At 66.6% G+C, this 12,782-nt stretch carries 10 protein-coding genes and 1 other RNA gene; 5 read left to right on the top strand and 6 right to left on the bottom strand.

What is annotated here, in order from left to right:
- Window positions 1–69 precede the first annotated feature (69 nt).
- Window positions 70–540 (top strand): DM13 domain-containing protein, encoded by a 471-nt coding sequence (locus ACZK29_RS03235; RefSeq protein WP_478446667.1) that lies wholly within the window; start codon window positions 70–72, stop codon window positions 538–540.
- A 142-nt stretch (window positions 541–682) separates the two neighbouring features.
- On the opposite strand, the gene rnpB is transcribed toward ACZK29_RS03235, so the two are convergent.
- Both rnpB and rsmI read right to left on the bottom strand, forming a co-directional pair.
- Window positions 683–1,034: RNase P RNA component class A (rnpB, locus tag ACZK29_RS03230), an RNA gene on the bottom strand.
- Window positions 1,035–1,189: 155 nt separating this feature from the next.
- The gene (gene rsmI / locus ACZK29_RS03225; protein WP_049451410.1) at window positions 1,190–2,008 is read right to left on the bottom strand and encodes a 16S rRNA (cytidine(1402)-2'-O)-methyltransferase; all 819 of its coding nucleotides are present in this window, start codon (window positions 2,006–2,008) and stop codon (window positions 1,190–1,192) included.
- 81 nt (window positions 2,009–2,089) lie between these two features.
- On the opposite strand from rsmI, the gene ACZK29_RS03220 reads away from it, so the two are divergent.
- The 4 genes from ACZK29_RS03220 (at window position 2,090) to ACZK29_RS03205 (ending at window position 6,240) form a co-directional block, all read left to right on the top strand.
- A complete protein-coding gene (locus tag ACZK29_RS03220) occupies window positions 2,090–3,811 on the top strand; it encodes a penicillin-binding protein activator (RefSeq protein WP_478446666.1) in 1,722 nt (573 codons plus the stop codon).
- A complete protein-coding gene (locus ACZK29_RS03215) occupies window positions 3,801–4,169 on the top strand; it encodes a YraN family protein (RefSeq protein ID WP_024957270.1) in 369 nt (122 codons plus the stop codon). Before ACZK29_RS03220 ends, ACZK29_RS03215 begins: the two co-directional genes overlap by 11 nt.
- A 110-nt stretch (window positions 4,170–4,279) precedes the next feature.
- Complete coding sequence (locus ACZK29_RS03210; protein WP_478446665.1) at window positions 4,280–4,858, top strand: metal-dependent hydrolase; 579 nt, start codon at window positions 4,280–4,282, stop codon at window positions 4,856–4,858.
- The gene (locus ACZK29_RS03205; protein WP_111205189.1) at window positions 4,855–6,240 is read left to right on the top strand and encodes an FAD-binding oxidoreductase; all 1,386 of its coding nucleotides are present in this window, start codon (window positions 4,855–4,857) and stop codon (window positions 6,238–6,240) included. Before ACZK29_RS03210 ends, ACZK29_RS03205 begins: the two co-directional genes overlap by 4 nt.
- 102 nt (window positions 6,241–6,342) lie before the next feature.
- Here ACZK29_RS03205 and ACZK29_RS03200 read toward each other — a convergent pair whose 3' ends face one another.
- The 4 genes from ACZK29_RS03200 to ACZK29_RS03185 all read right to left on the bottom strand — a co-directional run bounded on the left by ACZK29_RS03200 (window position 6,343) and on the right by ACZK29_RS03185 (window position 12,658).
- Complete coding sequence (locus tag ACZK29_RS03200) at window positions 6,343–8,343, bottom strand: acyltransferase family protein (RefSeq protein ID WP_459047951.1); 2,001 nt, start codon at window positions 8,341–8,343, stop codon at window positions 6,343–6,345.
- Between the two features lie 270 nt (window positions 8,344–8,613).
- Complete coding sequence (locus tag ACZK29_RS03195) at window positions 8,614–9,117, bottom strand: fimbrial protein (RefSeq protein ID WP_012479145.1); 504 nt, start codon at window positions 9,115–9,117, stop codon at window positions 8,614–8,616.
- Window positions 9,114–11,600, bottom strand: a complete 2,487-nt coding sequence (locus ACZK29_RS03190; protein ID WP_258392096.1) for a fimbria/pilus outer membrane usher protein — start codon at window positions 11,598–11,600, stop codon at window positions 9,114–9,116. The genes ACZK29_RS03195 and ACZK29_RS03190 overlap by 4 nt, the downstream gene beginning before the upstream one ends.
- Window positions 11,601–11,686: 86 nt before the next feature.
- Entirely contained in the window at window positions 11,687–12,658 is a 972-nt protein-coding gene (locus ACZK29_RS03185; RefSeq protein WP_478446664.1) for a fimbrial protein, read from the bottom strand.
- Between the last annotated feature and the right edge of the window lie 124 nt (window positions 12,659–12,782).

Genomic DNA, 12,782 nt, shown 5'->3' with positions numbered 1-12,782 from the left:
TGCACACACGCCACACGATGACCCGGCGCGGTCCGGCCGCGCGCCCCACCGATCCACAGGGAGTCATCGATGCGCCGTGTTCTTGTACTTGCCTCAACCCATCTGCTCGCCCTCGGCCTGGGCTTCGGCCTGGGCATCTACCTGCTGCCGATCCTGATCGCCCCCGACGACCCGCCGGTCACACAGGTGCAGGCCGCCATGGCCGAAGCCCGCTACCACACCACCTTCCGTCGCCACCTCAAGGGCAGCGACGCGGTGCACTGGGCCGAAGGCAAGGTCAGCGTCAGCCCGCGCCAGGTCGCCTTCGACGGCAAGATGGGCCCGGGGCCGGACTACAAGGTCTACCTGGTCCGCGACTTCGTCGACAACAAGGCCGATTTCCTGAAGACCAAGGCGCAGGCCCAGCGCATCGGCGAGGTAAAGACCTTCAACCGCTTCCTGGTGGACGTGCCCGAAAGCATCAACGTGGACGACTACACCACCGTCGTGGTGTGGTGCGAACGGTTCGAGCAGTTCATTTCCGCCGGGCAGTACCGCTGATCGGAAAAGGGGTCGGATCCCTTTCCGCAGGAAAGGGATCCGACCCCGTAACGCTGGCGCACCGACGCCACACATGGACGTCGGCAAATCCACGCCACACATCGGCATCAGTAGATCCACGCCATGCGTGGATGGAAGAAAGAGGCGGAGCCGGCCGATAAGCCGGGTTCTGTCGTGGACAGTCATTCCTCTAGGCGTTACGTCACCGCAACGCTCAAGCAACCTACCCGGATCCAACGCGGGCCGCGCCAAAGGATCCCTATTTGGTCTTGCTCCAGGTGGGGTTTGCCGTGCCGGTCTGTTGCCAGACTCGCGGTGCGCTCTTACCGCACCATTTCACCCTTACCGGCCTTCCGAAGAAGACGTAGGCGGTATCTTTCTGTTGCACTTTCCGTCGGCTTGCGCCGCCCAGGCGTTACCTGGCACCTTGCCCTATGGAGCCCGGACTTTCCTCGGCACCCCCGAAGGGATGACGCGACTGTCTGGCCGGCTCCGCCAGCGCGCATTCTAGCGCACGTGGGTGGTTCCTGCCGCGTTGATCGCGACGTGCGGTTCATCCATCCACGCATGGCGTGGATCTACCGATGTCGCTGCCCTGGTGGGTGCAGATTCCGATCTGGTGGGTGCGGACCTTGGTCCGCACGATCCATCAACTGCCGTACAACGCCTTGCGCGGCGCACCGGTCAGCTCGGCCGCCAGCTTCGCTGCAGTCGACGGCGGCAGATGCTCGCTCAGCTTGGCGTACACCCGGCGGCCATGCGCCAGTTGCGCTTCCTCATCATCGCCGGCGCCCTGCACCATCACCACGAACTCGCCCTTGCGCTGGTTGTCGTCGGCTTCCACCTTGGCCAGCAGTCCCGCCAGATCACCATCGAGCACGGTCTCGAACAGCTTGGTCAGCTCGCGTGCCAGCACTGCCGGGCGCTCGCCGCCGAAGATCGCCGCCATGTCGGCCAGCGATTCGGCGATGCGGTGCGAGGATTCGTAGAACACCATCGTGCGCACTTCGCCGGCCAGCGCCTGCAGACGGTCGCGACGGCCACTGGCCTTGGCCGGCAGGAAGCCCTCGAAACTGAAGCGGTCGCTGGGCAGGCCCGCCACGCTCAGCGCGGCAATGGCGGCGCAGGCACCGGGAATCGGGCTGACCTTGATGCCGGCCGCACGGGCAGCACGCACCAGGCGGAAGCCAGGGTCGCTGACCAGCGGGGTGCCCGCATCGCTGACCAGCGCCAGCGATTCGCCCGCCTGCAGGCGCGAGACCAGGCGTTGCGACAGGGCCTCTTCATTGTGTTCATGCAGGGCCACCAGCGGCTGCTGGATGCCGAAATGGGACAGCAGCTGGCCGCTGCGGCGGGTGTCCTCGGCACAGATGGCCGCCACCGAGCGCAGTACCTCCTGCGCGCGCGGGCTCAGATCGGCCAGGTTGCCGATCGGGGTGGCGACGACGTACAGGGTTGGGACACTCATTTCAGCGGTACTCACGGGGCAAGGGTAGAATCGTAGCGTGTACCCGGCCAAGGCCGCTGCCCTCATCGCATGGACCCGATCATGAACAAGCCCGCCGCACGGATCTCCGCCCTGTCGTTGTCGCTGATGCTGCTGGCCGGCTGTGCCACCACCAGCCTGACCAGCGCGCCCGAATCGCCGGCCCAGAGCCAGGCGCTGGCGCTGATCGAACAGGGCAAGCCGCGCGACGCCGCACTGCAGCTGGAAGGCCTGGCCGCCACCCTGCGTGGCGGTGCCCGCGCCAATGCCCTGGCCGATGCGGCCTGGGCCTGGAACCTGGCCGGCGACAGCGCCCGCGCGCGCAGCCTGCTGGGCCAGCTCACCGCCCGCCAGCTGACCGGCGCCAGCCTGCAGCGCTACCAGCTGACCGGCGCCGAGCTGGCACTGGCCGACAAGCAGCCGGCGCAGGCGCTGGCACTGCTGAAGGACAGCGGCGACAACGTACTTCCGGCGCTGCGCACGCGCTGGCATGTGGCACGCGCGAATGCCCTGCAGGGCACCGGCGACAGCTTCGGCGCCGCCGCCGAGCGCGCCCGCGCGCACGCCAGCCTGACCGGCAGCGCCCGCAGCGAGAACCAGGCCGCCATTGCCGGCCTGCTCGGCACGCTCGACGACGCTACCCTGCGCAGCCGTGCCGCCGCCCTGCCGGCCAATGACCCGTTGTACAACTTCGCTGGCCGTGCGCTGATCGCACGCGGCCTGCCGCTGCCGCGCCCGTTCGACCGTGATGGCGCCACCCAGTTCGATACCAGCAAGCGCCCGCCGGCGATGAGCGACGGTTACCGCCCGCCGGCCAAGCTGGCCGTGCTGCTGCCGCTCAGTGGCCGCCTGGCCACCGCCGCACAGCCGGTGCGCGATGGCCTGCTCGCCGCCTACTACGGCGAGACCCGCCGCCGCCCGGACATCAACTTCATCGACACCGCCGGTACCCCGGCCGGTGCGCTGGCCGCGTATGACAAGGCCGTCGCCTCCGGCGCCGACTTCGTGGTCGGCCCGCTGGGCCGCGACGAAGTGGACGCGGTGTACGGCCGCCAGCAGCTGCAGGTGCCGGTGCTGGCACTGAACCGTGGCAAGGATGCGCCGCCGGCCGGCAGCGCCGGTTTCTCGCTGGCACCGGAAGACGACGGCATCGTCGCCGCCGAATACCTGCGTGGCCGCGAGCGCGGCAAGGCGCTGGTGATCAACAGCGCCGACGATACCGGCCGCCGTGCCGCCGCCGCCTTCGCCCAGCGCTTCGCCCAGCGCGGCGGCCAGGTGGTGGCCACGGTCGGCGTCAGCGATGCGGTTGGCGATGTCGGTGCGCAGGTGCGCAATGCCGGCCAGGTCGATGCCGTGTTCCTCGCCGTGCGCGCCCCGCAGGCTCGCCTGCTGGCGCCGCAGCTGGCGCTGGCCGGTGCCGGTGGCGCCACCCGCGTCGGCACCTCGCAGCTGACCGTCGGCAGCGGCAAGGTGGAAGAAGACGTGGCGCTGGACGGCATCGTCTACCCGAACGAAGCCTGGAACGTGCGCAGCGTGTCGGGCCTGCCGTCGGCCAGCCAGGTCGCCAGCACCCTGCCCAGCGCACGCGGTGCGGCCGGCCGCCTGTTCGCCTTCGGCGCCGATGCCTGGAAGATCACCGCCTACCTGGACAAGCTGTCCAACGAAGGTGGCCTGGACGGTGCCACCGGCACCCTGTTCCTGGACAGCAACGGCAACATCCTGCGCCAGCCGGCCTGGTCCACCTTCAATGGCGGCCGGCCGATGCCGATCGTCGGTGGTCGCTGAGCGCAGCCAACGGGGCTCGGCGGTGGAAGCCGCCGCCGAGCAGCATCTGCAACAGGCGGGACTGCAGCCGCGTGCGCGCAACGTGCGCTATCGCGGCGGTGAACTGGACCTTGTGATGGACGATGCCGGCACCGTGGTGTTCGTGGAAGTGCGCTATCGCGCGCGATCGGATTTCGGTGGCGGTGCCGCTTCGGTGGATGTGCGCAAGTGCCGACGCCTGGCGCACGCCGCGCAGCTGTACCTGCAGGACAACCCGGCGCTGGCCAATGCACCCTGCCGTTTTGATGTGGTCGACGCCACCGGCGAGCCGCCGCAGCTGCGGTGGCTGCGTGATGCATTCCGGCTGGATGACTGCTGATGGGTACCGTCCGCTCTGGTAGAGGCCGACCTTGGTCGGCGCTTCTGTGCCAACCAAGGTTGGCACCTGCCAGAGCGCAGCCAGGCCGGCACGACCACGGTGCGTGACTGATGCCTTCGATCATCACCCATGCTGCTGTGCCGCTGGCGCTGTGGTGCGCCGCTGATCGCGGCCGCATCCCGCCGCGCCTGCTGGCGGCCGGCGTGATTGCAGCGATGCTGCCCGATGCCGATGTACTGGCCTTCGCGCTGCACATTCCCTACGCCGATGCGTTCGGCCATCGCGGCGCCAGCCATTCGCTGCTGTTTGCCGGCGTGTTGGCCGCATTGGCGGCGTTGTGGTCTGCATTGTGCCAACCCAGGTTGGCACCTCCCAAGGCGCGGCCAACGGTGGCATCGACCATGCAAGCCACCGTGTTCGTCTTCATCTGCGCGGCCAGCCATCCCCTGCTCGACGCCATGACCTCCGGCGGCCTTGGCGTTGCCCTGGCCTGGCCGTGGAGCGAACAGCGCTTCTTCGCCCCGTGGCGGCCGATCCGCGTTTCACCGTTTGCCCCGCAGTTCTTCAGCGCGCGCGGCATCGCCACCCTGCTCTCTGAACTGCGCTGGGTCTGGCTGCCGCTGGCCGGCGCCGTTGTTGCCTGGAAACTGATCCAACCCGCTCCTGCTGCCCCACGAGATCTGTCATGAGTACTGCCCTGCCCGCCACATTGATTGCCGAACTGTCTGCCCTGCTGGGAGCGGAAGGCTGGCGCATGGATGACAACGCGCTGGAGGCGAACGCGCAGGACAACTCGTGGCGCCACCAGCGCCCCGCTGCCGTCGCGCTGCCCGCCAGCGTCGAACAGGTGCAGGCACTGGTGCGTGCCTGTCGCGTGCATGGCGTAGCGCTGGTCGCGCGCGGCGCCGGCACCGGCACCACCGGTGCAGCCGTGCCGTTGCCGGGCAGCATCGTGTTGTCGTTCACCCGCATGGACCGCATCGTGGAGATCCGTGCCGGTGATCGCTGCGCCGTGGTGCAGCCCGGCGTGCTCAATGGAACGCTGCAGCAGGCGCTGGCGCCACATGGCCTGTTCTGGGCGCCGGACCCATCCAGCGCGGAGATCTGCAGCGTGGGTGGCAACCTGGCCTGCAACGCCGGTGGCCCGCGCGCGGTGAAGTACGGCACCAGCCGCGACAACGTACTCGGTCTGGTCGCCGTCACCGGCACCGGCGAGGTGATCCGCTGCGGTGGTGCCTACACCAAGGATTCCACCGGCTACGACCTCACCCACCTGCTGGTGGGCAGCGAAGGCACGCTGGCGCTGATCGTGGAAGCCACCCTCAAGCTCACTCCGCTGCCGGTCAGCCAGGCCGGGCTGCGCGTGTTGTACCGCGATGCGGATGCCGCCGCAGCCGCCGTGTCGCGGTTGATGTCGCAGCCGGTGGTACCCACCCGCCTGGAATTCATGGACGCACGCAGCCTGGAGCTGCTGCGGCTCAATGGCGCCGATGTTCCGGAGGCCGGTGCGATGCTGCTGGTCGAGGCCGATGGTGACCACGACACCCTGCCCTATCTGTTGCAGGCATTGGCCAGCGCCGCCGAAGGCGACGGCATGATCGAGCTGGACGTGGCGATGGAAGGCCGCGCGCGCGACCAGCTGTGGGCGGCGCGCAAGGCGCTGTCGCCGGCACTGCGGACGGTCGCGCCCGGCAAGATCAATGAAGACGTGGTGGTGCCAGTGTCGCGCATTCCGGAACTGGTGGCCGGTGTACAGGCATTGGCGCGCGACTACACGCTGACCATCGTCACCTTCGGTCACGCTGGCAACGGCAACCTGCACGTCAACATTCTTTACCACCCGGACGACGCCGACGAGAACGCACGCGCGCATGCCGCACTGCCGAAGATCTTCGAACTGACGCTGTCACTGGGCGGCACGCTGTCCGGCGAGCATGGCATTGGGTTGGCCAAGCGCGATTTCATGGCCCAGGCGTTCAGCCCGGCCACGCTGGCGACGATGCGCGCGATCAAGGCCGCGCTGGACCCGGACGGCATCCTCAATCCAGGCAAGGTGCTGCCGCTGGCATAGGCCGCGTGCACTCCTTTAGGGCCGAGCCCATGCTCGGCTGCTCGTCGACCCGGTCCCGATCAAGCCCGCGCTGCGCGTGGCAAGCCGAGCGTGGGCTCGGCTCTACAAGGACTTGTCGCTTGCACTATCGATCAGCGTCTGCCGGAAGCTGGGCAGCAGCACGCGGTTGCCATGCCCACTCAGGTGATCATTGTCGAAGAACAGCGGTTCACCCTCTTCCACCGCCGAGCAGGTCTGCGGCCCGCACAGCAACGGTAGCGGGTCCCACACCGTGAGCCATGGATAGCGCGCCGCCAGCTCGGCCAGCAACGCCATCTGCGGCGCGCGCAGCCTTTCCAGATCGGCACGCGGCATGCTCAGGCCACCGGCACAGGCAGGATTGCGGCGGTTGAACCAATCCGAACAACGGTAGGCCCCGGCCTTGAACAACGGCAGCGGTGCATCCACAACCACGTGCACGGCCAGCTTCTGCAAACGCCCAAGAACACGATCAGCCTCGTCACGCGCGGCCTGTGCATGGGCCGGGGTGCGCTCGTCCAACAGCTGTTGATAGATCTGTTGTGCATCCTGGCGCTGCCAATCGAACCCACGCAGCTCCGGCATGCGCAATGCTGCCAGCAGCACGATGTCACCCGGACGCGCCTCACGCTCGATATTCGACAATGCGTTTTCAATGAAGTCCCGACAGTCGGCCGGGCTGGCCCGCAGTAGATTGACGAAGCTGCAACCACCGCGGTCATCCTGGCGCATCTCCATGCCGGTCTGGCGCGCGACCATGCTGGTCATGGTGCGGTAGGCCGCCGCATGCGAATCCCCCACCACGAACAGGCGCCGCCCTTCGAGCGCCGGCGCGCTCACCGGCTCCAGCGACCGCCATGCGGGATAGCGACGCGCCTGCCATGCGTAGCCATCGCGGGTAACGCTGAGCGAGATCTGCTCGTGGTATTCCACCGTAGCCCACGCGCCTGCGCCGCATAGCGCGACCACTGGCAGCCCCATCGCCAGCACCTTGGCCGGTGCCAGCCGCAGCAGCGGCGCCGCACTGCGCAGCGGGCGCTCGATGAAGTGGTAGGACGCGGCCGACACCGCCAGCAGCAGTACCGGATACAGCCACAGCGCAGCACCGTGCAGGCCGCAGGTCCAGCGCAGCAGCACCAGCAGCGGCCAATGCCACAGGTACAGCGAATAGGACAGCCTGCCCAGATACGCCAGCGGCGCGCACCCCAATGCGCGGCCGATGCGCGATGTACCCGGCGCCGACACACTCGCCAGCAGCATCAACGTGCCAGCCACGGTAGCCAGCACGCCCGGAACCGGCATCGCCAGCTGCGGTGCAATCACCACGCCTGCACCCAGCAGCGCCAGACCGGCCACGGCAACCGCATCCCCGTTCTGGCCCGGCGTGCGCGTGCGCATCCACTGGTACAGCAGCGCGCCCGCGGCCAACTCCCAGAACCGTGCGGGCAGCAGATAGAACGCCGCCGCCGGTGCCGTTTGCGCCTGCCAGCCTGCCCACGCCAGCGACAGCAGGGTCAACACCGGCAAGAGCCAACGCGACCATGGCCAGCGCTCACGCCCACGCAACCACACGAAGAACAGCAGCGGGAAGACCAGGTAGAACTGCTCCTCCACGCCCAGCGTCCAGGTGTGCAGGAAAGGGTTCAGTTCCACGCCGGGTGAGAAGTAATCGTCCTGCTGACCCGCCAGCACGATGTTGCTGAAGCCGATCAGCGCGGCCCAGCCGGTCTGGTCGAACTGCTCGTTGCGCCACGCGCGGGGAATGAACAGCGCCGACAGCACAAAGGTCGCCATCAGCATCACCAGCAGCGCCGGCAACAAGCGCAGCACGCGGCGCCGGTAGAAATCAAGCAGCATTGCGCCCAGCGACGCATTGGCGCGCGAGGCCAGCGACTGGCTGATCACGAAGCCGGACACCACGAAGAACAGATCCACGCCGGTGAAACCGCCGGGCAACCACGCCGCATTGGTGTGGAAGACCACGACGGCCAGCACCGCCAGTGCACGCAGGCCATCGATGGCGGCGTTGTGGGAACGTTCGGGAGGGGACATGCGCGTGGTCAGTAGCGAGCGATCCGGCAGCATCGCCACCGGCTGCACAGTCACTCAATGGACAATCACGACAGATGGGGCCTTCGTTCAGATACAGTCAAGACTTCGATCCTGCCATCTGCTTCTCCGCGCGGTGTACCCCAGTCGACTGACGACCATTCCCCCCTCGCCGGCACATCGGCAAGGCGAGATAGTTCGTCATTGCCGTACGCGCACGTCATCCGGCATGGAGGTGAAGCATCCATTCGCAATGGCAAGCTCATTGGAACCTGAGTTCTTCCCCATGCAGCGACTGGATGAAGACTACTGGTAGGTTGCTGTGATGGTGATCTCGGTCTGCACCGAGCCCGCGTTGATACCACTGGTGGAGGGCAGGTAGTAGCCCGCACGCAGCGTGTAGCTGGCCGTCGCTCCAGTCACTATGACAGGAATGTCCTTGTCTCCCTTCTTCAGAGGTGTCGATCCGCTCGCGCCTGCCAGCAGCACAATGGAAAGGCCCTTGGCGGGCTCGCTCGTCGCCGTGTTTTTCCACCGCAGGGCATCGCCCTCCGCAGCGGTCCCATCAAAGGAAAGCAGTGCCTTGGTGACGCCGATGCATCCGGTGAAATTCAGATTGCTGGTCTTGAGATTGTTGTTGCCCACATTGAGTGCATCGGCCTTGACGCTGTCGAGCGTGATGGCGGGGGTGGCCAGCGCACAGGTACCCGGCAACACTCGGCCACTGATGGAAAGTGTCTGGCTGCTGGCCGGCGATGCGGCCATCAGCAATGCAAGCATGGCCGGCAGATGACGGTACTGATCGATCATGGAGATTCTCCTGGAGCAAGCGAAGATTGAATGTCAGGACCTGGAATCGCGGTCTCTACCCGCAACCCGGCGTCGCCCATTGGCGTGCACAGCGCCTGGGTCCAGGACAGGCCATAGGCGTCAGGCTTGGCGGGCATGCGGTACAGCAGTCGACAGCGGCTGGGGCCATCGGCATCGACGATCAATGCTCCTTCATCCTGGGCACCGCGCAGATGAATCACGCCCCCCTGCCCAACGGCTCCGCGCGGCGTGCCGTTCTCCTCCTGCACGCGCGCGGCAAACGACAACGGCTGCCCAAGCGCGTCCGTCGCATCGATGAACAAGGAGCGCTCGCGTCGCACTTCGAACGGAACACGTACGATGCTGCCCGCCGTCGGCGCGATGCGCCGGGAGGTCTGTAGGAGTTCCACTTCCAGCGGCAAACCGGACGGGTCAAGATCAATGCGGTTCCAGCGGTAAGGGCTGATGTGCGGCAGCAGCGCATAGCCACGGCGATCAACACGGAGATCAGCACCGGCTCCGATGCGGGCGCCGTGCGCGCCGGGTGCCTGCACCAGCGCAAATCCCTCTCCCACTGGCTGCCCCAGGGTGATCCCACCACGGTGCAAGGCGATGCTGCCAGCGGCCCCCAGCGTGTGACTGCTGAAATGCCCGGCTCGGGTGAAGCCCGCGCTGAGATGTGCGTAGCGGCCTTGATAATCGGCGAATGCAGTGCTGCTGCGTACCCCGCCCGCCCGCTGCTCTCCAGACAGTGAATAGTTGAGCGCGCGACGCTCTCCCACCGCACCTGTCAGGCTCAGCTGGGCCTGGCCTCCACCGTCAGAGCGACCCACGCGGGTGCTGGTCCGCTGCGTGCTGCCGTGGGATCCCAAGGGCAGACTGACCGTGAGGTCGTAGCGGGTGTCCTGACGACCGTTTCCCTGCCGGAAACGCATGACGGATACGCCGTAGTTGACCTTCCCCGCAACGGTATTGAAGCTCAGCTGCAGATCATTCTGGCGCTGCGTGCTGTCCCAGTACGCGACGTGGCCGCCGTCGAGATGCAGGCTGCTGCGCTCCCCGATCCTCTGTGAGAAGTTCAGCTGGTAGCGCTGGCGCGCACGTCCCACTGGATGCCACTCGTCCGAGCGGGCCGTTGCCAGATCGTGCAGCGTGAGGAAGCCCCGGGTGCTGTAACGATACGCCGCAAGCCCGAAGTTGGTGCCACTTTCTGCCAGGTAGCGCTGATAGTTCACCCGGTAGCTGTTGCCGATCAGGGGCCGCCCGTCCGCCTGGCGGGCGCGCGAATGGGTGACGTCCATGCCCAGCGCGCCGACAGGAGTGTTGACCGCCACCCCCAGCAGGCCGGCACCGTATCCTTCAGCCAGCTGCAATCCCCCCAGAGCTGTCAGTCGATTGTTCAGTCCATGCGCATGGGTGGCCTCGGCGAAGCCCAGCCGCTGCAGGACGTGACGGCCTCTTAGTGCACCGGCGGTCACGCTTGAGCGGGACGTACCCGCGCGCAGCGCCTGTGGCACCGCCGAGAAGCTGACGGTGAACTGCTGCTGCCGGCCATCGGCTTCCATTACGATCACCTGCAGGTCACCACCAAAGTTGGTGGGATACAGATCGTCTATCGCGAACGGCCCTGGAGCGACGTTTACTTCATGGATGACAACACCGTCCTGCTCGATGCGCACCACTGCGCTGCTGTCGGCAATGCCACGTACCACCGGTGCATATCCGCGCAGTGAATCAGGCAGCATCCGTTCATCACTGGCGATACGCACCCCCGTGAACGGCACACTGTCAAACAGCTGCCCACTGGTGTTGCCCTCACCCAGCAACAGCTGGCTGTTCCACCCGGGAATGTCACGCTGGGCGTAACTGTTGATGGTGGTACGGCGCACCTGCCCCCGCGCATGGTTGAAGGCGGTGCGATGGCGGAAGCGCCAGCTCCCGATGTTCGCACCCATGCGCAGGCCGAGGTGGCTGCGATCGACGCCTGCACTACGGCCATGGCTGGCGCTGTAGTCCACGAACAGGGCGTTGATGCCTGGATCACGTAGCTCAACCGGCACCAGGCCTCGTGCCGCCCTCGCCTGTGCAGCCTGCGGCACGGAGATCAGCAGCTGCAGCGTGCCGCTGTCGAATGTCACTGTTGCCCCCGCGATCACGGACGGCAGGTCGATACAACCCGTTGCCCGCTCCAGCGCCATTCGATAGGTGGCCTGCAGTTCCAGCTCCCGCAGCAGATCCGCAGACAGGCAGGCACCCGCCCGGTCAGGGTCGTCGCCCGCTACGAAGGTGATGTCGCGTGTCTGCAGGTACTGGCCGTTGACCAGCACATCAACGCGGTAGTCGCCTGCGGGCATGGGGTTGCCGCGCACATAGCGACGCATATCGATGGTTCGCCCACCCACGAGGAAGCCGTCACTGAATTCAAGGCCCGTTTCGGTCTCCGCGTGGGCAGGTAACGCCAGTCCCGACAGAGCGAATGCCATGGCCGATGCAAGCCGTGAAGCACACAGACCTGGACGCGGCGTAGTGGAAGGGATCATGCCCGCATTCCATTCATGCGCGACGCACCTCAGTAGTAATCTGCCAGCAACGTTGCTTCACCACGTATCGATCCGGTGCGCAGCGTCCCGGTCGTGCGCAGGTAGCGCGCACTGAATGGAACCGGCAGGGCACTGCCTGATGCGACGCCATGGGTCCAGGGTGCTTTCATCCGCACAGGATTCCCTCCACTGAGGATCTGCACTGCCACACCATTGGCGGTACTGCCCGGCGCCGCCTTCAGCGTGTTTGACGTGCTGGCAGGATCGTGAACGTCCACCAGCTCCAGAACCAGTCGGCGCCCGGAGGCGGCACAGCTGACGCGCACATTGAACGACTTCTCGCCCGCGCTGCCGTTGCGCTGCAGGGTTACCGCGTCCACCGGATCCAGGTCGACGTTCTGCGGAGTGACCGCGCAGGTCTGGGCACGAAAGCGGAAACCAAGGTTGAAACGATGGAACCCACCCGTGCCGCCAGACGTCGTGCGCAGGGAGCCCGCAGGCCGGCGGGCCACGTCGTGCATTGGTCCGCCCCGTGAGAACGCGATGACCTGCACGGTGACGTTCTTTCTTGCTCCATTCAGCGAGTACCGGCTCGGAACACCGTCGCGCAGCGGAACGCCACCTTCCTCGACCTCCTCGATCGGGCATTCGGGATCGGATATTTCGCAGCCACCATAGCTGTAGCTGAAGGCCAACAAGGGCGAGGTGGAATCCATTTCGTAAGCGGCAATGGCACGGCTTCCCCAGGGCACGTCGCGAACGTACTTCATTCCGGTCAGCTGAAGCAGCTCCTCCATCTGCGTTTCACCTGCGTCGCAGACCAGGGTCAGCATTCCAGAATGGAATCCCAGAGTGATATCGGCACGGTCGGTAAAGGCGACGTCGAAAACGTGATCGAGCTGTGCGTCGCCCCCCGGTGCGCGGCAGGTCGCGCTCGCACTGAAAGCAACCGTCGCTCCCAACAGGGCGAGGCAGCCAGCGTATGCAGGACAGAGCGACATCATTGGCATCTACCGGGGCAAAGGCGGGGACACGCACCGTACGCGCTTGCCGAGCCATCGCCCATGCAGAAAGTTGCAATTGCCGCAATGACGGGCTTTTGCAACATTCTTCATATCGTTGGGG

The sequence above is a fragment of the Stenotrophomonas sp. 89682_Sma genome (assembly GCF_056481405.1).
Note: the sequence above shows the minus strand (reverse complement) of the source record. Positions and strands in the feature narration are given on the sequence as shown.